The organism is Acidimicrobiales bacterium (assembly GCA_033344915.1).
Taxonomy (GTDB): Bacteria; Actinomycetota; Acidimicrobiia; order Acidimicrobiales; family Aldehydirespiratoraceae; genus JAJRXC01.
Genome location: JAWPML010000001.1, coordinates 1,736,993 through 1,759,708, shown reverse-complemented (window position 1 = coordinate 1,759,708; position 22,716 = coordinate 1,736,993). Strand labels below are relative to the sequence as shown.

Here is a 22,716-nt window from a genome sequence, read left to right as displayed (position 1 = left end):
GTCAGCCTCTCGGTGCGAGCACCATCTGGGTGCAGCGGAACAGCGCCATCGTGCGACCTGTGGCCTCGTTCGTGACCTCGACGTCCCACACGTGGGTCTGGCGCCCGAGGTGGGCCGGCGTCGCGACGGCGACGACGCGCTCGCCGACCCGGGCGCTCGACAGGAAGTTCGTCTTCAGCTCGATCGTCGTGAAGCTGTGGCCCTCGGGGATGTTGTTCCCACACCCGGCCGCGCACAGGGTGTCGGCGAGCGAGATGATGGCCGGGGCGAAGAGGAATCCGGTGCCCGCGATGAGGTTGTCGACCACGTCGATGTGGCCGATCACCCGGTCCGGCTCGTTCTCGTCGAACACCACGCCGTGCAGGCCCGGTGCAAGTGGGCCGAAGAACTCGTTCATCTGTTCTGCCGTGCGCATCCGTGAAGTCTGGTCCACGAGTGGCGCCGCTGCGCAGCGGATACGTTGCCTGCCATGGGACTACGTGAGATGGCAGGCGACATGGCGCGGACGTCGTCCGGCGTGTGGAAGGGGATCGCCGACGCCGTGGACCCCTCCGGGCGCAAGCCACGGGAAGCGCCGGCCCCGGAGCCGAAGGCGCCGACGCTCGGCCCCGACGACGAGGCGGGGACCATGGTCGTCCCCCTCGACACGTGGACCCGCATCCTCGATCAGCTCGGCAACCTCCACGACGCGGGCCAGCAACTGGCCGACGCCCGCGAGCGGGCCGCCAAGGCCGAGACGGAGAACGAGTTCCTGCGCGAGCAGGTGCGCGATCTCAAGCAGACCGCCGGTCGCCGTCGCCCACCCGCGGCCCCGCGCAACGACCCGCCGGCCCTCCTGAGCGAACCGGTCACCGAGTCCGTCGCGCCCGCCCTCGAACGCCGTCGCACCCGCGCCCGCCGGGTCGTGAGCCGCTGGCTCGAGCCCAGGAACCCCGACCCGCGCTGACAGCGTCACCGGTACGCTCGTCATCTCCGGGCGCATAGCTCAGTTGGCTAGAGCGCTTCCCTTACAAGGAAGATGTCGGGGGTTCGAGTCCCTCTGCGCCCACCAAAATGTCGTATTTCAAACCCCGTCGCGGAAGCGTCGGGGTTTGTTCGTTTCCGACCCCTACGCCAACCAGTTCTCGCTCCTCGCTCCACTCCTGGTAGAGAGCTTCCAGCTCTCGCTCGATGAAGTCAGGATCGGCGTCGAGCACCTGGGCGTGGTCACGAGCGGCTTCGATGACCTCCGAGCTGAGTAGCAGTTCGAAGGGTTCGCTGAACTCGCTGGTGACTCCACCCTCGTCGTCGACGTAGATCTTCTTGAAGATGGCCTGGTTCATCTGTCGTCGGATCGTCGGGCCGGCATCTCGGTATGCGGCTGCCCAGTTCTCGGCGAGGGCGAGGGCCTGGTTCAGGTTGGCCTCGACCTCCTCGAAGTGCAGAGAGGTCGCCCGAAGTCGCTCGTCGATGGCGGCCAGCTCGGCCTCGATGCGCTTCTGTTCCTTCTTCATGAGTTCGAGTGGCACGGCTTCGGCGTAGTGGGCTTGGAGCAGCTTGGCCTGCTCGTCGAGCAGCTGGGTTTTCCTGCGTTCCTGGACGTGTTGCTCCTGTTCGGCTGCGGTCTGCTGCAGGAGCATCTCGTCGAGGATGAGGTCACGAAGCTCGTCGAGCAGATCGGTCGACGGCTGAACTGTCTCGTAGTGGTTCTCTACCTGCTGCTCGATGGTCTCGATCAGAACGGCACGCTGTGAGCACTCGGTGCGCTTCTGCTGGCGGCCGAGGCAGATGAAGTACGGATAGACCTTGCCTCGCCGGCCTCGGTTGTTGGACACGAGCAATCGGGATCCGCAGTTGCCGCAGTAGACGGTGCCCTTGAGGTAGTGCGGGTGCTTGCGCTGCTTCTCGCCGGCTCGACCCTTGGCCTGGAGTGTCTCCTGGACCTTCTCCCAGGTCGCCTCAGAGACGAGCGCTTCGTGGTTGCCCGGATAGGTGATGCCCTTGTACCGGACGAGCCCCTTGTAATACGGGTGCGTGAGCAGGCGGTGGAAGTGCGATAGGCGCAGTGGCTTGCTCGGCGTCTTCGGGCCGGGCGTGGTGTCGAGCCCCCGCTCGGTCAGGTCGGCCAGGAGGTCTCGTAGGTTGATGTCGTCCTTGGCGTAGCGCTCGAAGGCGTACTTCATAAGCGGGCCTCGAACAGGGTCTATCTCGACGGTGCGGACCTCTCGGCCGTTCTCGATCTTGCGGACGTTGAGGTAGCCGGTCGGGGCCTTGCCGACGGTGCCGCCGGTCTTGGCCTTCTGGAGCGATCCCTTCTTGACCTCGTTGGCGAGGTTGGCCGAGTAGAACTCGGCGATCGAACTCATGATGCCGTGCAGCAGGATGCCGCTCGGAGTTTCGTCGATGCTCTCGGTGCAGCTGACGAGAGTGGCGCCGGCCTTCTGGATCACGAGGTTGATCTCGACATCGTCGGCTCGATTACGAGCGAGTCGGTCGATCTTGTGGACGATCACGTAGGTGGCCGGTTCCTCGATGAGGTGGCCAAGCATCCTCTGGAGTTCGGGTCGGGCACTGGAGCGTGCGCTCTCGCCTCGATCGACAAACTCTTCAATGACGACTGCTCCGAGGGCCTCTGCCTTGCGGCGGCAAGCCTCACGTTGAGCAGGGATGGAGAAGCCTTCGCCGTCGCCACCTCGCTCGGCCTGTTCCTTTGTGGAAACCCGCAAGTAGATGACGGCGGTCGGTTGCTCGTTCATGCGGCCAGCTCCAGGGTTCGTGGGAGGACTCGCCGGTAGGCGTGTCGGCTCCAGCGGCAGCGCTGCGCTTCACCAAGCAGGCCGAGCTGGTCGAGTCGGTACTTCATCGCTGCTGGTGAGACATCGAAGGTCTTGGCCATCGGAGTCAGCGTCCGAGGGCCTTGGCCCCAGTGGCGCTTCACGTAGAGCTTCGGCATGAGGACGCAGGCTGCGAAGTAGTCAGCAGCTCGTTCCGCAGGCGGGTCGTGGCGTCGGGCGTCAGGCCCGTACAGGCGATGCTTGGTTGTGTGGTCGACGATGTGCTTGAACTCGTGCACCAGGCTGAACCGTTGCCGGGTCGGAGCCTCGGTGGAGTTGATGACGATCACCCAGGTCGACCCGTTCCAGAAGGTCATGCCACTGCTGGGGAGGTCGGCGTCGTACTCGACACGGATGCGAGGCAGGTCGAGTGCTTCGGTCGGGAAGCGAGCGTCGTCGATGCCGAGGTGCTGACGCAGGCGGGCGGCCTGTAGCTCGGCTACCTGAAAGGCTTCCCGCTGGTTCACTCTTCGGTGTGGAACCAGCCCGCGCAGGAGGGCCAGCGTGCCTCGGTAGTTGATGTTGATGTTCGACGTTGGCATAGGGCTCCTCCTTTCGATTGGTTAGTTCATGGGCTTTCGTCTTCGCCGGGAGCGGGACCGTCGAGGGCGACGCCGTGCTTCTTAGCGAGACGGGCGACGTACTTCTCGATCTGCACGACGGCGTCTTCGGGTAGGTCCCGATACTTGGTGCGCAGGTAGGGCGTGAAGTTGGGCAGTTCGCTCGGCGAGGAGTACTCGGCGAGGGCGAACACGTCGGCGATCGAGAGGTCGAGTGCTTCGGCAATGCGGGCCAGCTTGTCGGGTGCGGGTGCGGTGAAGCTGCCGTTCTCGAAGCGGACGATGGTGGCGTCGTTGATGTCGGTGAGGTCGCCGAGCTGGCGGGCGGAAAGGCCCTTCGCCTGGCGAGCTTCCCTCAGGTACGTGCCGAGCCGTTTGGCTTGCTCAGGCTCCATGCGGGGTCTCCTGCTTACAGTGCTTCTATCGTAACACGATCTGCTGCGTTTGCGCAGTGTGGAATTCACAACGTCGACGGTTGATCACGGTTGAAAGAGGTGGGTCTCAGAACCGTCCTCGGACACGTAGAGGTCGGTGGCCATGTCGTAGCCGAGCTGCTCGTAGTCGATGGTGAGGTACGGGCTCAGCCAGCCGGGGACGAGGTGGTCGGGGTCGACGCCGAGGTCGTCGAGGAGTTGTTCGGCGTAGTCGCTGAGGCTGTCCCAGGCGCCGAGGTAGTGCTCGTCGAAGTGGTCGAGGGAGTCGGTGTCGGTGGTGCCGACGTGGTCGACCCAGTGGGCGAAGACGGTGCCGTGCTCGGCGATGCCCTGGGCAATGCGGGCGACGGTGTCGATACTTTCGTACTCCGAGAGGCGGAAGCTGCCGAAGCCCTCGTAGTCGTGGATCGCCCACTCTTCGGCGCCGGGGAGCTTCGAGGTGCTGAGCATGTCGGCGATCTCCGCGTGGAGGTCGTCGGGGCCTTGGTTGGCGTCGATCCAGCGGCCGTGCAGGTTGCCGTTGTTGTAGTCGGCGAGCGAGGCGGCATAGATGCGGGGCTCGGGCTCGTGGTTCAGGTGTTCGTGTTGTTCATGGGTTCCTTCCATGGGTTGGGGTCTCCTGTTTAGGTTTGGTGTTGGTGGCTGCCCTCCTTCCTGTTGGCGTCTCGGGCGGCGAGAGATCTGGCGACCATCTTGCTCGGGGGCTGTGACGGTCATGGCTGGCGGCCTGTGTCGGTGATGACCTCGGTCGCCTTGTTCGACGTCGTGACGACGAAGAGGTCAGGGTCGATCCGGCGATCACCTGTGATGGCCTGCTCCAGCTGTGCGCGTCGACGTTCGTCGGGAGCGATCCACAGGACCAGCGGGAAGACGCCGTGGCGTTCTTGCTCGGCGCCAGTTCGCCGGTAGTCGGCGTAGGCGTGGCACTTGCGCTGGATTGTCGGTCGGGATTCGGTGCCGCAGTCGATCTCGATGAACCAGCTCAGCTCGTACTCGTCGTCGGCGACCTGGACGAAGAGGTCGGGCTTCAAGATGTTCTCGACGAGTCCAGCTCGATGAGTGCGCCAGGCAGCCGGTTCGGGCTGGAGTTCGAGCAGGTCGATCTGATCGGCGGCGTCGAGTTCAATCAGGGTCGTCGAAAGCTCGGTGATGGCGAGCGTGTGCTTGACGAACGTGAAGCTCGGTTCGGTTGTCCGTTTGCGGATCTCGGTCCCGAGTGCTCGGTGTCCGAGCGAGCTGAGGGCGTAGATGTGACCCGCCGATCCGGCCCGGATGCCGCCGATCCGTCGTTCGAGGCGGACGAGCAGTCCGTGACCGGCGAGCCGACTGAGGACACGCCGTGCGACTCGGGCGCCGGTCTCCGGTGTTGCGTGATCCCGGAAGTGGAGCCGGCGAAGCTGATCACCTGTCACAAGGCGGAATCGACGGGTGCTTCCGAGAACCGCGAGGTCCCGGGGGCTGAGCTGGTCCCCGAGTTGTTCGAGCTGGCGGCGGCCGACACGACGACTCATGAGGGAGCCCCCTGAGTGATAAGTGTCGGCTCCGCTATTGGTGGGTTGGCCTTGCCGATTCGGGCGATGCGTCGGCCGCCACTCGACACGGTCGGTAGAGCGATCGGTACAGCGCTCATGGCTGACCTCGCCTTCTCCGGCCGAGTTGCTCGTCTTCATCGGATGGTGAGTTGGTCAGACGGTTCAGCTGCTCGTCGACATCCCCTGGTGCTCGGCCCCACCGCCGAGCGAGATCACGCCCTATTGCGGACGGATCACGCAATGGTCGCCGGGGAGCTGCAGTCCTCGCCGAAGCGAATGGTGTCGGTGAGCCGTCGGTGAGGATGCTGGCGTAGACCTCGTACTTGCCCAAGCGGGTGAAGTCATCGGCGTCGAGCACGCCAGCGCTTCGGGCGATACGAGTGGCGTCGTCCGGGCTGAGCCGGAAGCAGATCCGGCTCTGGGCGTTGGCAAGCACAGCGTCTCGCACCGATGTGGTCAGCTGCCCGAGATGCTGGTGAGCGAGCACGAGTCCGAGGCCGAGACCTCGGGCCTGGGCGAGAACGTCGGCGAGGTCGGTCGGCAGATGCAGGTAATCCTGGAACTCGTCGAGGTAGACGAACACCGGGTGCCGTCGGGACGAGTCGATCTCGCTGCGCTCCTGGGCGAGTTGCCAAATGCGGGCGACGATCAGCGAACCCAGAAGATTCGCCGCCTCGGCTCCCACGAGCCCCTTGCGCAGCGGCACCAGGAGCACTCGTCGCTCGGTGAAGATCGTCTTGGGGTCGAAGGCTGGCTCGACCTGACCAAGCAGCGCACGGAGCGAGCTGCGCAACAGGAACGGCCGGAGCTTGTTCATGACCGGGGCGATCACGGCGCCGCGCTCGGCGTCGGACAGGTTCTCGTACCAGTTCCAAAAGAAACGAACGGCGGTCGGTTGCGACTTCTCGGCGAGGAGCCTGCGGCGGAACCGGTCATCCACGAGGAGTTGCGGGATGTGGCAGATCGAGGCCGCCTCGGAGTCGACGACGGTGAGGAGCGACGAGTGGAGGATGTCCTGGGTTCGTGGTCCCCACGAGTCTGCGTAGAGCTGATGAAAGACGTGGAGGATGCCGTCGACAGCGAGTTCGGCGTGCCGGGACTTGAGCGGGTTGAACCCCACGACGTGGTCGCTGCGAGCGGCGTCGAGCACGACCATTCGGTCGAGATGGCGATCCTGGAGTCGAGCGAGGACATCGTCGATTAGGTCGCCTTTGGGGTCAAGGACGACGGCACCTCGGCCGGCTTCGATGTCCTGGAGGATCATGTTCAGCAGCAGGGTGGACTTGCCGACCCCGGTCGGTCCGAGGACGTGGGTATGGCGGAGACCATCGGCCGCCGACTGTCCGATCGAGATTGGCCGGCCCGGGTGGGATGCCACGGCCAGTACCCGATCGAATCGCTCAGGCTGAGTCACTGCGGTGAGGCGTGACCCTCCCCGGTCGAGGCCGATGTAGTCCCTGTCGCCATACGGCCAGGCGAGCAGGTTCACGATCTCGTCGCTGTTGAGCGGCGTCGGTCGACGTGATGGACGAGCCGCGCGAGCTGCATTCCAGTCGTCTCGGGCGAGGCGGATCCGTACACCAGGTGATTCGAGCGATCGGAGCGCTGCCTCGTAGCTGGAGAGTGCCTGGCGGGCCGATCGGCCAGTTGCGATGACCCTGACTGTTGTCGAGCCCCCCGGCAGGCTCTCCTTGTCGGTGAGCGCTCGGCGAGCTTCGGTGTCGACTCGTGAGGTGCCGGTGGTGGCCGCTTCGAGCAGTGCTCGTGGCCAGGTCTCCGCTTGGAGCGTCTCCAGCCGATTCGGGATCGCGTTTGGTCGGAGTCGGCGGTCGATCACGATCTGGTGGACGACGGCTGCATTGGTGGTGGCGAGCGCTCCGAGGATCCTCATGGTGGATGCCTCGGGGTCATCGACCCGGATCGGTCTACGCTTCGTGCTGATGCGCAGGCAGGCGGCCAGGCCGTCGGCTGGCACCGACCTGGTTATCTCCGTCACGATGCTGCCGGCAACCGCGGACTCGATCAGCTGCACGATGCGTGAGCTGTGGGCACCGATCCGATAGCTGAGGCTGCCCTTGCGGTTCTCGACCTCGATGATCACGAGGCCGAGCTGACGATCGCCGAGCACAGAGATGATGAGTCGGTGGACGTCGTCGACATCGAGTTCACGGCCGAAGTCGATCCGGTACCAGCTGAGTGGTGGTGTGGAGGATCTGAAGAGGGCGGTCATGCGGCCTTCCTCTCGTTCGACCTCTTCTTCTCGTTCTGTGTCGTGGCCAGCTCGATGAGCGCCCGTGCGAGTCGGCGCAGATCGGGCTCGCTTCGTTTGATGGGCCGAATGCGGACCTTCCGCTGTGGTTCGTTCATTGCTCCCTCCTTTCTGTGTTGATTCCGGCCGGTGCTGCGTTTGCGCAGCCCTCATATTGAAACACTGCGTTTACGCAGCGGTCAACGAGATTGCGCATTCCACAACACCGACCGGAACAGGTGCCACGAAGGCCGAGGTCACCAGCGCTCACGTCGCCGCAGCCACAACGACAAGCTCACGAAGACCAAGACGCCAAGGCCGATCCACGGCAACAGCGGCTTGACCATCTGGACGAGCGCCTCGGCGGCAAACGCCAGCAGCAAGAGCGTGAAGATCCAGCCGACCACCCACTCCGCCCAACTCTGCCGAGGATTCGGGTCACGCCACATCGTTCGGACCAGAGCGGATCAGCCAGAGGCGACGCTTCACCTCATCGGATACAACGTGCGCTGCGACGTCGGCTCGATCGCGGACGTCGACACAGCGTGCGTGGGCATCCTGGGCCACCAGCTGACGATGGGCTCGACGAGCCCGCGCTCGTCGGACCAGACGTCGCAGCTTCGGACCGTAGGTGTGCAATACGAGCGTAAGGAGCAAGATGGTCTGCAGGTTCTCGATCGTGAAGGCGTTCATGAGTCCGCCTCCCGTCGAGCCCGATCGACTTCCTCGACCATCTCCTCGAAGGCGGCGTGGGTGAGTCGGTTGATCTCGTTCTCCGCCTGGGTCTGCGCCCGGACGATTCGGTGACGCTCACGACGAGCGGCCTCCTCCATCGACGAGCGTGCGTCGTCGACTGCGGAGTTGGAGGCCACAACCAGCAGGCCGACCACAAGGAGAACGAGCCCCAGCAGGAGGACCAGCTCGATCACTTCGTGACCTCCCGTAGCGTGTCGTCGACCACGGCGCCCAAGGCCAGGGTGAGCTTCTGGCTCACGTAGGCCACACCGTGGATCGCAGCCGGCTCAGCCTCCACCAGCAGGCGCTCACGCCCGCTGATCAACGCCTGCGCCGTCATGGCGGCATTGCCGACGTTGGCGACGGCGTGCACCTTGGCCTGGCCGATATCGGCCTCCAACTCGACCGCACGCGTCTGCAGGTCGGCCTTGTGTTCCAGCCGAGTCAGCGACCGTCCGTGCTGCCGCTGCTCGAACCGGGTCAGTCGGGCAGCGGGCAGAGGCTCCACGCCTTGCCCATCTGCCCACCTCATCAAGTCACCCATTTCGGGTCTCCTCTCATCTTCCGGCAGGTGTCTCCTGCTCGGTGATCTGAGGAGGCCACGAACTGGTGTCACGGCCGAAAGGGTCAGAACTGGGTAATTTCTGGGTATGGGAGAACTGCCGGCTCTGACTACGGAGCCCGACGAGATCAGGAAGGCCCTACGGGCGGTTCTCCGGCACGGCCTTCCGGTGACTCCAGAGACCGTCGGCGAACTCCTCCCTCATCAGCGTGTCGTGATCGCCCACGCACAGCATCCTGATCAGATAGCGAGCCGGGTGACTGCCCTCGACCGACTTCTGCGACAGCTACTACGGGACTACGGCGACAGCGACCGGGGACGAATCGCGCGCATCATTTTCGGCGCCGATCGAGGACTTCGGGGCACGACGCTCACGTTTCGGCGCGAGACGGCCGGCGAGGTCGTGGAAAGACACCCCGACCACATCCGCAAACACATCGAGCCCACGATCCTGGACGAGATGGCGTTCGCAATCGAGCAGCAGAACCTCCGCTACACGCCCCGGACAGAGGGCCGGCGACCTGAGATTGCTGCCCACGAAGACACACCGGTGCTCACCGAAAGTTCATTCACCGAGCGGGAGGAGGCCCTCTCGCGAATCTGGTCAGCGGTCTACGGCTATCGAGCCGAGATCATCGCTGTGCAGCGCCACCTCGATGCTGGCGAAGACGAAGCTGAGGTTCAGGAGTTCGTGCAGGCCGCTCAGTGGGAACTGGCACGCCTCCTCACTCTCGTGCACGGTTGGCTCGACGAGTACGGAGAGGACATCGAGCAGGGAGATGTCGAGTTCAAGGTCGAGGGGCTGATCAAGCTGGCAGGATGGAGCGGCGGGTTGTCTTCCGAGACGGCGAATCGGCTTCGGCTGCTCTATGCGCAAGGAAAGCTTGAGAGGCCGAATCGGTGAGAATTGAACTGCTGACTAAATGCAGCAAATGTCGTAGAATGGAAGATAAATGGTTATAAGGAAATCAGATCTATATAGCTCTTTATGGAAGAGCTGCGACGAACTCAGAGGAGGTATGGATGCGTCCCAGTACAAGGACTACATCCTCACGCTTCTCTTTGTTAAATATGTCTCGGACAAGGCCAAGGCGGATCCCCAAAGCCTGATCGACGTTCCAGCAGGCGGATCGTTCGATGACATGCTTGCTCTCAGAGGCGACAAGGAGATCGGCGACAAGATCAACAAGATCATCGCCAAACTCGCTGAAGCGAACGGCCTGGAGAAGGTCATCGACCAAGCCGACTTCAACGACGAGGAGAAGCTCGGCCGTGGAAAGGAGATGCAAGACCGCCTCTCCAAGCTTGTAGCGATCTTCAGCGATCTCGACTTCAGGGGTAGCCGTGCCGAGGGTGACGACCTACTCGGCGACGCTTACGAGTACCTGATGCGGCACTTCGCCACGGAGTCCGGCAAGAGCAAGGGGCAGTTCTACACGCCTGCAGAGGTTTCCCGAATCCTTGCCAAGGTCGTTGGTATCGGCAAGGACACGCGTCAGGACCAGACCGTCTACGACCCCACATGCGGGTCAGGCTCACTGCTCCTCAAGGCCGCCGCCGAAGCCCCGCGCGGCATGACGATCTACGGCCAGGAGAAGGACAACGCCACCTGGGCGCTGGCCAAGATGAACATGATCCTCCACGGCAACGAGATCGCCGACCTGCGCAAGGGCGACACCATCACTAGCCCGCAGTTCACCAGCGGGGCGCAGCTCAAGACCTTCGACTACCTCGTCATGAACCCGCCGTTCTCCATCAAGTCGTGGGGCAACGGCCTGGAGAACGACTTCGGACGCTTCGAGTTCGGCATGCCGCCAGCCAAGAACGGCGACTATGCCTTTCTCCTGCATGCGCTCAAGTCGCTCAAGAGCACCGGCAAGGCCGCCGTGATCCTGCCCCATGGGGTGCTCTTCCGCGGCAACAAGGAAGCCGATATTCGCAAGGCGCTACTCCAGCGCGGCTACATCAAGGGCGTCATCGGCCTGCCACCGAACCTGTTCTATGGCACCGGCATCCCCGCCTGCATCGTTGTGCTCGACAAGGAGAACGCCCAGGCCCGCTCCGGCGTGTTCATGATCGACGCGTCCAAGGGGTTTAGGAAGGATGGCGCCAAGAACCGACTGCGCAGCCAGGACATCCACAAGATCGTCGACGTCTTCACCAAGCAAGCCGAACTCGACCGCTACTCGCGCATGGTTCCGATGAGCGAGATTGCCGATCCCAAGAACGACTTCAGCCTCAACATCCCGCGCTACATCGACGCGTCCGAGCCTGAGGACATCCAGGACCTCCACGCCCACCTCCATGGCGGCATCCCCGAGCGCGACATCGATGCCCTCAGCGACTACTGGGACGCCTTCCCACAGCTCCGCTCGCAGATCTTCAAGCCCAACCGGCCCGGCTACGTCGACCTCGCCGTCGACGTGAGCGAAGTGCAACAGGGCGTGCTCGACTCGACCGAGTTCGGCAAGTTCACTGACGAAGCCCGCGCTCTGACCGACGACTGCTACGTCGCTCACCGGCCGAGTCTGCGGGCCATCAACCCCGACACCCGTCCCAACGACCTCATCGCCACCATCAGCGACGACCTGCTCGCCCGGTTCAAGCCCTTGCCGCTGCTTGACGAGTACAACGTTTACGAGCAGCTCATGACCTACTGGCACACCGTCATGCACGACGATGTCTTCCTCGTCATGCACGAAGGATGGGTCAACGCATCTCGCCCGCGACCGACCATCGAGGACAAGGACCGCAAGCTCTCTGAGACCCCTGACCTCGAGATCGGTACCGGCCGCAGCAAGACCAAGTACAAGATGGACCTCGTCCCGCCGGGCCTCGTCGTTGCCCGCTACTTCTCCGATGACCAGGCCCGCGTGGACGAGCTGAACGGAAAGGTCGAAGCCACTAGCCAGGCGGTTGAGGGGTACGTCGAGGAGCACGCCGTTGAGGAAGGGCTTCTCGCCGAAGCGATGGATGACGACAAGATCAGCAAGGCGCTCGCCGTGGCCCGCCTACGCGAAGCCAAGCGCGAGGCCGACCCCGATCCTGACGAGATCAAAGCGCTGCAGCACGTCATCGAGCTCTACGACGCTGAGACAGCCGCTAGGAGGACCGCCAAAGAAGCCCAGGCCGAACTCGGCACCGCCACTCTCAAGAAGTACGGCGACCTCAGCGAGGCCGACGTCCAGGCCCTCGTGCTCGACGACAAGTGGGCAGCCACTATCCGAAACCGTGTCGCCGGCGAAGTCAACGCCCTGACCCTCAACCTCGTCGCCCGCATCCAGCAACTTGGAGAGCGCTATGCCGAAACGGTTGGAGACCTCGACACCGAACTGGAGAAGCTAGAAGCCAAGGTTATTGCGCATCTCGCCGATATGGGGGTGTCTCGATGACTGCTGCCGCTGACTGGCCAAGAGTGCAGCTCGGCGAGATCGGACAGAGCCTAATCGGTCTCACGTACCGTCCTGACGACGTCAAATCTTCCGGCACACTTGTCCTACGCTCTTCCAACATCCAAGACGGCTCGCTTGCGTTCGACGACAACGTCTACGTCGACTGCGCAATCCCAGAAAGGATCAGAGTACGGGAGAACGACATCCTCATCTGCGTCCGGAACGGCAGTCGCCGACTGATCGGGAAGAGCGTCATTCTCGATCGGCGGGTTGTCGGGCAGACTTTCGGTGCCTTCATGGCCGTGTACCGCGCGGACTCGAATCCGTTCCTACAGTACTTCTTTAAGTCCGATGACTTCAAGCGCCAAATCGACGAGCATCTAGGTGCAACGATCAACCAGATCACCAATGGAAGTCTGAACAGCTTCGTTGTCGCTTTGCCGTCCCCGACCGAGCAGCGGGAGATCGCCTCGCGCCTCCAGGATCTGGATCAGCTCATCGCAGCCATCGACCGCCTCATCACCAAAAATCAGGCGATCAAGCAAGGCATGATGCAGCAACTTCTCACCGGTGAGACTCGTCTCCCTGGCTTCACTGAACGTTGGCGCACCGCGACCGTGGGTGACCTCACAGATCAGCACCGCCGAATAGTCGATCCCCGACTAGATCGAGGGAAGTGGTTTCACCACTTCAGCCTTCCGGCTTTCGACGAGGCGGAGACCCCAGTCATTCAACCCGGCTCGGAGATCGACAGCATCAAGTTCGTAGTGCCAACCGGTGCTGTCTTGGTGTCTAAGTTGAATCCGCGTATTCCACGAATCTGGGCGCCCGAGCGGATTGGTATTGACTCAATCGCTTCGACGGAGTTCGTAGTGCTGACGCCGCAGCCTGGGAATAGCCGCTTGTATCTGAAGTGGCTCATGAAGTCGAATGCAGTTGTCTCGCGCATGAAGTTGCTGGCCACAGGCACAACCGGCAGCCATGCTCGAATTCACCCCGCCCAGGTGGCTGCTATCGAGGTACGAGTCCCCGGTGAGCGTGAGCAGGAGGCGATTGGAACAACACTCAGCGACGCTGAGGCAGAGGTAGATCTTCTCCGAAAGAGAATCGCGAAGGCGAAGAGTGTCAGGCACGGAATGGTGCAGGAACTGCTCAGCGGTCGCACCCGCCTCCCCGTTGAGGAGGTCACAGCGTGAGCGACGTCGGTCAACTTGAGAAGAAGGCACAAGACCGGGTAGTCGAGCTGTTTCGCGATGGCCTCGGTTACGAATACCTCGGCAACTGGGAGCACCGAGCGGACAACGCGAACGTCGAGGTAGGGCTGCTCACGGCGAACCTGAAGGCTCGTGGGTACGACGACAAACTGATCACCCGGGCACTGGACCGTCTGAGGAGCGATGCCTCGCTCGGCGGGGGTCGAGACCTCTATGAGGCAAGCCACGACGTCTACCGGCTACTTCGCTACGGGGTGAAGGTCAGGCCGGGTGTCGGTGAGCAGACGGAGACACTGTGGCTGATTGACTGGGCGAATCCCGAGGCGAACCACTTCGGTATCGCTGAGGAGGTCACCGTCCTGGGCGAGCACACGAAGCGCCCGGACCTAGTGCTCTACGTGAACGGCATCGCCTTCGGCACGATCGAGCTGAAGAGGTCGAAGGTAGCCGTGTCGGAGGGCATCCGGCAGACCATCGGCAACCAGCGACCAGAGTTCATTCGCCAATTCTTCACCACCGTTCAGCTTGTGATGGCCGGCAACGACGTCGAGGGTCTCCGCTACGGCGTGATCGACACTCCGGAGAAGTACTGGCTGGAGTGGAAGGAGGACAGCGACGTTGGCGAACCACTCGATCGCTCGCTGCTGCAGTTGTGCTCGAAGGAGCGCCTACTCGAACTAGTGCACGACTTCCTCGTCTTCGACTCAGGAACAAAGAAGATCTGCCGCCACAACCAGTACTTCGGCGTTAAGGCGGCGCAGGATCGCGTGGCCAGTCGTGAGGGCGGCATCATCTGGCACACTCAGGGCTCGGGTAAGTCCCTGACGATGGTGTGGCTAGCGAAGTGGATCCGTGAGAACCAGAGCGATTCGAGGGTTCTGTTAATCACGGATCGCACGGAACTTGATGAGCAGATCGAGGGAGTCTTCAACGGGGTCAACGAGGAGATCTACCGGACCACCTCCGGCTCAGACCTCCTCGCAACTCTGAATCAGAGCGAGCCATGGCTGATCGGCTCGTTGATCCACAAGTTCCGTGGATCCGAGGAGGAGGCGGACCGAGACGAGGCCGAACAGGGTTTCATCGCTGAGTTGAAGGCCAGGCTCCCTGCAGACTTCCGTGCCAAGGGCAACGTCTTCGTCTTCGTCGACGAGGCTCACCGCACGCAGTCCGGGAAGATGCACGCTGCCATGAAGGAGCTTCTCCCTGAGGCCATGTTCATCGGCTTCACAGGCACGCCCCTGCTGAAGCGGGACAAGGAAACGAGCATCGAGACCTTCGGGTCGTTCATCCACACCTACAAATTCGACGAGGCAGTCGAAGACGGCGTCGTCCTCGACCTGCGCTACGAAGCACGGACCGTCGACCAGGATCTCACGTCGCCAGCGAAGGTCGACGCCTGGTTCGAGGCCAAGACCAAGGGCATGACCGACCTGTCGAAGGCCGAGCTAAAGAAACGCTGGGGCACGATGCAGAAGGTGGTCAGCTCCGAGCCACGTGCTCGCCAGATCGTCGACGACATCCTCTTCGACATGGAAACCAAGCCACGCCTGATGGACGGCAGAGGCAACGCGATCCTCGTCGGATCGAGCATCTACCAGGCGTGCAAGTTCTACGACCTGTTCTGCCAGGCTGGCTTCAAAGGCAAGTGCGCCATCGTCACCTCGTACAACCCGCAGGCCGGTGACATCTCCAAAGAGGACTCTGGCGAGGGCGCCACCGAACGGCTCCGCCAATACGAGATCTACCGTCAGATGCTCGCCGACCACTTCAATGAATCTGCCGACGACGCAGTGAACAAGGTCGAGCGCTTCGAGAAGGAAGTCAAGGAGAGGTTCATCGAGCACCCAGGCCAGATGCGCCTGCTGATCGTGGTCGACAAACTCCTCACTGGCTTCGACGCTCCCAGCGCCACGTATCTCTACATCGACAAGAAGATGCAGGACCATGGACTGTTCCAGGCCATCTGCCGAGTCAACCGCCTCGACGGCGACGACAAGGACTACGGCTACATCGTCGACTACCGCGACCTGTTCAACTCACTCGAATCAGCAATCACCGACTACACCAGCGGTGCCCTCGACGGCTACGAACGAGACGACATCGACGGACTACTCACCGACCGATTCGACAAGGCCCGTGAAGACCTCGACGAAGCCCTCGAACGGATCCGCGCACTTTGCGAACCGGTCGAGCCGCCCAAGAACACGCTGCAGTATCAGCAGTACTTCTGCGCAGCCGAGCAGGGCAACGCCGAACAGCTCAAGGCCAACGAACCGAAGCGGGTCGAGCTGTACAAATCGGTCGCTGCCCTGACCCGGACCTACGCCAACCTCGCCAACGAGATGGAGGACGCTGGATACACCGGAACCGAAGCTTCGGCCATCAAGGACGAGGTGGTGCACTACGCCAGCGTTCGCGACGAAGTGAAGCTCGGTGCCGGCGAGAACGTCGACTTCAAGCAGTACGAGGCTGGCATGCGGCGTTTGCTCGACACGTACATCAGCGCTGATCCCTCCGAGATCATCTCCGACTTCGGCGACGCAGGCCTTATCCAGCTCATCGTGGACATGGGTGCCGGTGCCGTTGACAAGCTTCCCAAGCGGATCAAGAAGGACCCCGAGGCTGTAGCTGAGACCATCGCCAACAATGTCCGCAAGGTCATCATCGACGAACGACCGCTGAACCCGAAGTACTACGACCGCATGTCAGAGCTGCTCGACGCCATCCTTGAACAGCGGCGCCAAGGCTCTCTCGATTATCAGGCATACCTCGCCCAGCTCCTCGAACACGCAGCCAAGGTCGGCAAAGGAGAGTCGGACACCGAGTACCCCGACTGGGCCAAGAATGGTGCTCAGCGAGCACTCGTCGACTTCTTGGGAACGGATTCCGACCTCGCTCACCAGGTAGATCACGCCGTGATGACAAGCAAGCCCGACTCATGGGTCGGTCACCCAATGAAGGAACGGGTCGTGAAGCGAGCGATCGTTGCCGCCATCCCCGATGACTTCGACGAATTGAACGATCTGTTCGAACTCGTGAAGGCGCGACATGAGTACAGCTAGCGCCTACCTCACCATCCGAGGGATCGACATTGACGTCACCTACAAGGACATCAAGAACCTCCACATCGGTGTCTACCCACCCCTCGGACGAGTCCGAGTCTCCGCCCCGCGACAGCTGGACGACGACAACGTCCGCCTCGCCGTCATCCAGAAGCTCCCCTGGATCAGGCGACAGCGTGAGCAACTCGAAGCAGCCTTGCGCCAGTCGGAGCGCGAGATGGTCACCGGAGAGTCCCACTACGTGTGGGGCGTCCGCCACCGACTCAAGATTGTCGAGCGATCCGGCCGAGCCCACGTCGAGATCGATGGCGACCGCTTGGTCCTCTACGTGCCGCCCGAACTCGATGCCGAGGCACGGCGTGACCTTCTTGGCCGCTGGCACCGAGAGCAGCTCCGTGAACGTCTGCCTTCGCTCATCTCGGAGTGGGAGCCCAAGGTCGGACGCCAGGTATCCCGTTGGAGTATCCGGCGCATGAAGACCAAGTGGGGCTCGTGCAACCGGGAGTCGGGCCACATCTGGTTCAACCTCGAACTCGCCACCAAACACCCCGACTGCCTGGAGTACATCGTCGTTCACGAGATGGCTCACCTCATCGAACGCAATCACGGCGACCGCTTCACGAAGCTCATGGACCAGCTGCTGCCTGATTGGCGGGCACGACGCGACGCGCTGAACAGGGCACCCCTTGCAGCTGAGGACTGGGGAGGGAGCCAGTGATCACCAAGGTCAAGATCCAGAACTACCGGCGCTTCAAGGAGTTCGAGCTAGAGCTGAATGATGGACTGAACATCCTGGTCGGGAACAACGACACGGGAAAGTCGACTGTCATCGAGGCAATCAACCTTGCGCTGACCGGCCGTCTGAATGGTCGAGGGCTCCACGAAGGACTCTCGCCATACCTGTTCAACCAGGACGCGACCAAGGAGTTCGTCGAGGCGCTCCAAGCGGGAGACCCAGCGACGCCGCCGAAGATGATTATCGAGGTCTATCTCGGCGACGGAGCCGAAGAGGCAGAGGTTCTTCGCGGTTCGAACAACCTCGACGGTGAGGACGCATGCGGGGTCCGACTCCAGGCGACCTTCAATCCCGACTACCAGGAGGAGTACGACAGCTTCGTCGAGGAGCCGGACAAAGTACGCCTCGTACCCACCGAGTACTACCGCATCGACTGGCTTGGGTTCTCCGGCTCCGCGGTCACGCGGCGCAGCTTGCCGGCTGCGGTTGCGGTCATCGACCCTGCGTCGATCCGCCTGCAGTCAGGTGTCGACTATCATCTTCAACACATCATCCGGACCCAGCTGGAGCCGAAGGAACGGGTCGAGCTGTCTCGCGAGTACCGCAGCCTTCGCGAAGAGTTCGACGACAAGGAATCCGTCAAGACGATCAACGAGCGGCTTCGCGAGGACAACGGTGAACTCACCGACCGCGAGCTGAGTCTCAGCATTGATATTTCGCAGCGGTACACCTGGGAGAGCAGCCTGGTTGCTCACCTCGACAGCCTTCCCTTCCAGTACATCGGCAAGGGTGATCAGAACGCCGTCAAGACACTCCTTGCGATCGGACGCCATGCCGAAGACAAGCAGATCGTCATGATCGAGGAGCCAGAGACGCATCTGTCCTTCGCCAAGCTTCGAGCGCTCCTGCCGCGCATTGCAGCCCAGTGCGAAGGCAAGCAGGTGATCATCGCAACTCACAGCGCATACGTCTTGAACAAGCTCGGGCTCGATGGTGCGATCTTGCTCGGTCCAACGGGTGCAGCGACCCGGGTCACCGATCTCTCCGTAGAGACTGTCTCATTCTTCAAGCGGCTCCCAGGGCACGACACGCTCCGGCTTGTACTGGCAGACGGGGCGATCCTCGTCGAAGGATCTTCGGACGAACTCGTCGTCCAGCGCGCCTACCGCGACAAGAACGGTAGAGAGCCCCTTGACGACGGGGTCGACGTCATCTCAGTCGGCACCTCGCACAAGCGATTCATGGAACTTGCCGCCGGTCTTCGTCGTCGCACTTGGGCCGTCAGAGACAACGACGGCAAGAACGCTGAAGAGATGCAAGCGAAGTTCGACGGCTACCTCGTCGAGGGTCTGATCACCTTGCATCACGGCGCGAACCCGGAAGACGAGCGGACCCTCGAACCAGCCATCGTCAACTCGAACGATCTTCAGGTCCTTAACACCGCACTCGGGGAGGAGTACGCCACGAAGGAGGATGCCGTCAAGGGGATGACTGGCTCGAAGACCGAGAGCGCGCTGCGGATCTATGAGTCAGCTACGACTATCGAGATGCCGGGATACATCAGGGATGTTTGCTGACGGACCCAACGTCGGGATTCTCGCTGCCGCTGGCTCACGAAAGACGCAGCAGATCATCGATACCGCGCTCGAACTCGATGGGCGAGTGCTGATCACGACCTACACCAACGAGAACCTCAATCAGATCAGGCGAAGGATTGAAGAGGTCTGCGGGACGGTTCCCCCGAACATCGATCTCATGGGATGGTTCTCGTTCCTGATTGCGCACGGCGCGAAGCCGTATCAGTCGGCTGTCACCGGGCGAGTCAACGCTCTCAGCGGACTCAACTTCGACGGCGACCACCTGCCGTTTACGAAGAAGGACACAGGTGAGCAGTACTTCGTCGACGGGGAGGGCAACCTCTACCGGAAGTACCTTGCAGACTTCGTTGTCACGGCGGATGTAGCTACCCAGGGCGCCGTCGCTAGGCGCCTGTCGGGGATCTACAGCGCGGTTTTTGTGGACGAATTGCAGGACCTAGCCGGTTGGGACCTGGAGGTGCTGGACATGCTGCTCGGGGCGGACACGAACGTGCTTCTCGTAGGGGACCCTCGCCAGCACACCTACGCCACCTACCCGGCGAACAAGAACAAGAAGTATCGCGGCATGGGCATGGTCACGTGGCTCGACGAGAGAGACGACGTCTGTCACAGGCTTGACCGAACCGAGAGCTTTCGTTGCCATCAGTCAATCTGCGACTACGCAGACTCGCTCTACCCCGACATGCCACAGACGACCTCCGTCGGCATCGACGACACCGGCCATGATGGGGTGGTCACCGTTCCGGAGTCTGAGGTCCATTCGTACTTCGAGGAGCACCGACCAGTCGTGCTCCGGCCCCGTCGTGACCGAGACACTCTCGGCCTGCCAGCGATCAACATCGGAGTCTCAAAGGGCAGCACGTTCGATCGCGTTCTGATCTTCCCGACGAATCCGATGAAGGAGTTCGTTGAGACGGGTGACCTGACCAAGCTCAAGCCCGCCGCTCGATCTTCCCTCTATGTGGCAGTGACTCGGGCTCGACACAGCGTCGCTGTGGTCATGTAGGCGCGTCCCGAACGACTCACGACCTTCGGAAACTTCATCGCCGAGATGAATCGCTGAACCCTCTGGTGGCCTAGCCGAGCCGTTCGTGGAGTTCCCCCGTTTCGTGAGGCATCTGAGCCTGGGAGACTGTTCCCGGGAAGGAGTCCACGATGGGCACACATCGATATCCTGAGGAGTTCCGTCGCGAGGCGGTGCAGCTGTATCGCCGCTCGGATCGGCCACGAGTCGAGATCGCGCGATCGCTCGGCATCGCCGATGGGTCGTTGGCCGCCTGGGTCAACGAGTTCGAAGCTCGTGACGCGGGCGGCCTCGATGAGGACGAACGCGCGGAGCTGATCCGGCTCCGCAAACGCGTCGTCGAGGTCGAGGAGGAGAAGGAGATCCTTCGCAAGGCGGCGCAGTATTTCGCGAGAGAGACGAACCGGTGACCCGCTGCTGGTTCGTTGACGACCATCGAGCGGACCATCACGTGAACAAGCTCTGCGAGCTCGTCGAGCTGCCGAGGGCGACCTACTATCGCTGGACCGGCGGCGCCGTGTCGGATCGGCTCGTTGACGACGCCTACCTGGCCAACGAGATCGTCGACATCTACCGGCAGTCCCGCGGCACCTACGGCTCACCGAGAGTCTGGGGTCAGCTCCGCCGAGCCGGCATTCGCGTCGGCGAGAAGCGGGTCGCGCGGATCATGGCCGAGCTCGGCCTCGTCGGCGCGCACAGCCGCAAGAAGTGGCGGCGCGGCGCGAACACGGCACCGGCCGGAGATCTCCTCGAGCGGGACTTCACCGCCGAGGCGTCAGACCTGCGCTGGGTCGCCGACATCACCGAGTTCGGCTGCCTCGATGGCAAGCTGTTCCTCGCGGGGATCGTCGATCTGCACGATCGAGGGATCGCCGGCTGGTCGATGGGCGAACGCCAAACCACCGACCTCGTCGTCAACGCACTCGTCATGGCGCTCGCCCGCAGAGACCCCGACGCCGAGCTGATCCACCACGCCGACCGAGGCGCCCAATACACCGCGGTGGAGTTCTCCAACCGTCTCGCCGACTGGGGCCTGCGCGCCTCGTACTCCTCGACCGGCGATTGCTTCGACAACGCAGCGATGGAGTCGGTCTGGGCCGCACTCAAGCGCGAGATCCGACACCTTCACGGCGACTGGCGCCAGATCACCCGCTCCGAACTGCGCACGATCCTGTTCGACTACATCGAGACCTTCTACAACCGAGCCCGGCACCAGGCCGGGCTCGAGCACCGCACCCCCGCTGAGACCTACGCTGCCTCACGAGCAGCATGAACTGACAACCACCCCTGTCTCACGTAGCGGGGGAACGCCATCGGGGTTTGAAAGCTGTCCTATAAGGCCCACTCGTCGTTGTCGAAATGACAACAGTTCGATGAGGAAGCCCTGGTGAGCGGCGGGGTTTGAAGGACGCCACTCGATCCACGGCGAGACGCCGTTTCGGCCAGTGTCCTCGGTCCGGCGATGGCTGCCAACGTTTTGGCGACGCGGCCGAGGCTGTTCGACCGTCTGACTTATCTCGTCCTCTCGCCACGCGGCCGCGCCTTCGCCTCAGGGGTGGGCGCCGGTGAGCCGGTCGTGCTCGGGCGTAATGCCGAAGCGCTCGCAGAACTCGATCACCATGGGGTCGAGGTGTAGCTCTTCGTGGGACATGTTGGGTTCGGGAAGGTCGTCAGGTGGACGGACCCGGGCACCTTGTCGCTGAGCGAGGATGAAGTCGTTCACGCGGGTGCCGAGTTCGGGATCGGTGGGGAAGCCGAGCTCATCGAAGATGGCGACTGCGGCGCTGCCAGGGTCGGCGACGAGTTCGGGGTAGGGGACGACGCGGAGGTCTGCCGTCTTGTCGAATGCGAGCATCGCCTCGAGGGTGGGGCGGAGATCGTCGAGATCAAAGGGGTTCGGCGGATTCTGGCCGTCGGCGAGGAAGGCGTCGAGGATGCCGCCCACCATGGCCCGCGCCGAGGAGACCACCCGATATGGGTCGCGGGCGGGCGCCACGAATCTCGCTTCTGGGAACACCTGAGCGAACTCGTCGATGTGTGCGGTGACTTGTGGGGCCTTGAGCACGAGGAATCCGCCGGGTGGAGGCGGGTTCTTCCACAGCAGCAGCTTCACAAGGCGCCGGTAGTTCTCGTAGACCGGCAGGTGCGATGCCTCGTCGCCGAAGTGCCGCCAGGAGCGCATGCATCCGCCGGCTGCCCCGGCCAACAGCGACACGAAGTCGATGAAGCCCCACTGGCACTCCTCGGGATCGTCGGCGTTGACCCAGTGCATCGCCTCGAGCGGCGTGCCCCGACGCTTGTCGATCGACGCCTGCACCTTCGCGATCCGCGGATCGGTGGCTGCGGTGGCGGCCTCGGGCGGGGGAACCGGCTCCATGAGCTCCCAGCGCAACAACGGCTTCGCCTGCCGGTGAAGGGCGAGAGCGTTGTGGAACAAGGTTGTGCCGCTGCGAACGGCACCGGCGACGTACACGATGGGCGGCATCGTGACCTGGTCGATCTCGGGGTGCCGGGCCAGGGTGTCGGTCACCCGGAGCCGTCGCATGAGATCACGGACCGCCAGCTCCGTGAAGAAGTCACGGCCCGCCTCGTTGATGACGTCACCATTGAGGTCCTCGACCCACGCGGCGAGCGGTTGCCGGAACCAGTCGTCACCCCAGTCGTCGAGGCCAGTCCGTTGCTCGGCGGCGAAGAGAAGCGATTCAGCGGTGATCGAGTCCATGGGTGCCTCCGGTGCGCACAGCAGGCGAACCGTACCCGACCCAGAACCGGGACTTGGCGAGCAGGTGAGGATGCCGCCCGG

At 62.9% G+C, this 22,716-nt stretch carries 22 protein-coding genes and 1 tRNA gene; 13 read left to right on the top strand and 10 right to left on the bottom strand.

The genetic code is table 11. The annotated features are described in order from the left end of the window. Position 1: 1 nt before the first annotated feature. Entirely contained in the window at positions 2-415 is a 414-nt protein-coding gene (locus tag R8F63_08515) for a PaaI family thioesterase (GenBank protein ID MDW3218645.1), read from the bottom strand. Positions 416-469: 54 nt separating this feature from the next. On the opposite strand from R8F63_08515, the gene R8F63_08510 reads away from it, so the two are divergent. From R8F63_08510 to R8F63_08495, 4 genes are all read left to right on the top strand, one after another. Further along, positions 470-946, top strand: coding sequence for a hypothetical protein (locus tag R8F63_08510; GenBank protein ID MDW3218644.1), 477 nt, complete (start codon positions 470-472; stop codon positions 944-946). A gap of 28 nt (positions 947-974) precedes the next feature. Further along, positions 975-1,051: transfer RNA gene (locus R8F63_08505), tRNA-Val, on the top strand. 367 nt (positions 1,052-1,418) lie between these two features. After that, a complete protein-coding gene (locus tag R8F63_08500; GenBank protein ID MDW3218643.1) occupies positions 1,419-1,733 on the top strand; it encodes a hypothetical protein in 315 nt (104 codons plus the stop codon). 618 nt (positions 1,734-2,351) lie between these two features. Further along, a complete protein-coding gene (locus R8F63_08495; GenBank protein ID MDW3218642.1) occupies positions 2,352-2,774 on the top strand; it encodes a hypothetical protein in 423 nt (140 codons plus the stop codon). On the opposite strand, the gene R8F63_08490 is transcribed toward R8F63_08495, so the two are convergent. The 8 genes from R8F63_08490 to R8F63_08455 all read right to left on the bottom strand — a co-directional run bounded on the left by R8F63_08490 (position 2,732) and on the right by R8F63_08455 (position 8,830). After that, a complete protein-coding gene (locus R8F63_08490; protein ID MDW3218641.1) occupies positions 2,732-3,355 on the bottom strand; it encodes an ImmA/IrrE family metallo-endopeptidase in 624 nt (207 codons plus the stop codon). The genes R8F63_08495 and R8F63_08490 overlap by 43 nt on opposite strands. A 26-nt stretch (positions 3,356-3,381) precedes the next feature. Then, positions 3,382-3,768 (bottom strand): helix-turn-helix transcriptional regulator, encoded by a 387-nt coding sequence (locus tag R8F63_08485; protein MDW3218640.1) that lies wholly within the window; start codon positions 3,766-3,768, stop codon positions 3,382-3,384. 84 nt (positions 3,769-3,852) lie between these two features. Then, the gene (locus R8F63_08480; protein ID MDW3218639.1) at positions 3,853-4,413 is read right to left on the bottom strand and encodes an antirestriction protein ArdA; all 561 of its coding nucleotides are present in this window, start codon (positions 4,411-4,413) and stop codon (positions 3,853-3,855) included. A 107-nt stretch (positions 4,414-4,520) separates the two neighbouring features. After that, on the bottom strand, positions 4,521-5,318 hold the full coding sequence (locus tag R8F63_08475) for a replication-relaxation family protein (protein MDW3218638.1): 798 nt from the start codon (positions 5,316-5,318) through the stop codon (positions 4,521-4,523). A 115-nt stretch (positions 5,319-5,433) separates the two neighbouring features. Next, the gene (locus R8F63_08470; protein MDW3218637.1) at positions 5,434-7,569 is read right to left on the bottom strand and encodes a type IV secretion system DNA-binding domain-containing protein; all 2,136 of its coding nucleotides are present in this window, start codon (positions 7,567-7,569) and stop codon (positions 5,434-5,436) included. Positions 7,570-7,844: 275 nt separating this feature from the next. Further along, positions 7,845-7,994 (bottom strand): hypothetical protein, encoded by a 150-nt coding sequence (locus R8F63_08465; protein MDW3218636.1) that lies wholly within the window; start codon positions 7,992-7,994, stop codon positions 7,845-7,847. A 282-nt stretch (positions 7,995-8,276) separates the two neighbouring features. Continuing rightward, a complete protein-coding gene (locus R8F63_08460) occupies positions 8,277-8,516 on the bottom strand; it encodes a hypothetical protein (protein MDW3218635.1) in 240 nt (79 codons plus the stop codon). Then, on the bottom strand, positions 8,513-8,830 hold the full coding sequence (locus tag R8F63_08455; GenBank protein ID MDW3218634.1) for a hypothetical protein: 318 nt from the start codon (positions 8,828-8,830) through the stop codon (positions 8,513-8,515). Before R8F63_08455 ends, R8F63_08460 begins: the two co-directional genes overlap by 4 nt. Positions 8,831-8,972: 142 nt before the next feature. Here R8F63_08455 and R8F63_08450 point away from each other — a divergent pair, with 142 nt between their 5' ends. The 9 genes from R8F63_08450 (at position 8,973) to R8F63_08410 (ending at position 21,186) form a co-directional block, all read left to right on the top strand. Beyond that, the gene (locus R8F63_08450; protein ID MDW3218633.1) at positions 8,973-9,788 is read left to right on the top strand and encodes a hypothetical protein; all 816 of its coding nucleotides are present in this window, start codon (positions 8,973-8,975) and stop codon (positions 9,786-9,788) included. A gap of 49 nt (positions 9,789-9,837) precedes the next feature. After that, positions 9,838-12,276, top strand: a complete 2,439-nt coding sequence (locus R8F63_08445) for a class I SAM-dependent DNA methyltransferase (protein ID MDW3218632.1) — start codon at positions 9,838-9,840, stop codon at positions 12,274-12,276. After that, positions 12,273-13,472: a restriction endonuclease subunit S gene (locus R8F63_08440; GenBank protein MDW3218631.1), complete on the top strand. Its 1,200-nt coding sequence runs from the start codon at positions 12,273-12,275 to the stop codon at positions 13,470-13,472. The genes R8F63_08445 and R8F63_08440 overlap by 4 nt, the downstream gene beginning before the upstream one ends. Then, the gene (locus tag R8F63_08435; protein ID MDW3218630.1) at positions 13,469-16,555 is read left to right on the top strand and encodes an HsdR family type I site-specific deoxyribonuclease; all 3,087 of its coding nucleotides are present in this window, start codon (positions 13,469-13,471) and stop codon (positions 16,553-16,555) included. Before R8F63_08440 ends, R8F63_08435 begins: the two co-directional genes overlap by 4 nt. Then, on the top strand, positions 16,542-17,273 hold the full coding sequence (locus R8F63_08430) for a SprT family zinc-dependent metalloprotease (protein MDW3218629.1): 732 nt from the start codon (positions 16,542-16,544) through the stop codon (positions 17,271-17,273). Before R8F63_08435 ends, R8F63_08430 begins: the two co-directional genes overlap by 14 nt. After that, entirely contained in the window at positions 17,270-18,868 is a 1,599-nt protein-coding gene (locus tag R8F63_08425) for an AAA family ATPase (protein MDW3218628.1), read from the top strand. Before R8F63_08430 ends, R8F63_08425 begins: the two co-directional genes overlap by 4 nt. After that, on the top strand, positions 18,858-19,895 hold the full coding sequence (locus R8F63_08420; GenBank protein ID MDW3218627.1) for a UvrD-helicase domain-containing protein: 1,038 nt from the start codon (positions 18,858-18,860) through the stop codon (positions 19,893-19,895). The genes R8F63_08425 and R8F63_08420 overlap by 11 nt, the downstream gene beginning before the upstream one ends. A gap of 149 nt (positions 19,896-20,044) precedes the next feature. After that, positions 20,045-20,323 (top strand): transposase, encoded by a 279-nt coding sequence (locus tag R8F63_08415; GenBank protein ID MDW3218626.1) that lies wholly within the window; start codon positions 20,045-20,047, stop codon positions 20,321-20,323. A gap of 41 nt (positions 20,324-20,364) precedes the next feature. Next, positions 20,365-21,186 carry an IS3 family transposase gene (locus tag R8F63_08410; protein ID MDW3218625.1) on the top strand — a complete coding sequence of 274 codons (822 nt, stop codon included), beginning with the start codon at positions 20,365-20,367 and terminating at the stop codon, positions 21,184-21,186. Positions 21,187-21,462: 276 nt separating this feature from the next. Here R8F63_08410 and R8F63_08405 read toward each other — a convergent pair whose 3' ends face one another. After that, on the bottom strand, positions 21,463-22,635 hold the full coding sequence (locus R8F63_08405; protein MDW3218624.1) for a sulfotransferase: 1,173 nt from the start codon (positions 22,633-22,635) through the stop codon (positions 21,463-21,465). Positions 22,636-22,716: the final 81 nt, after the last annotated feature.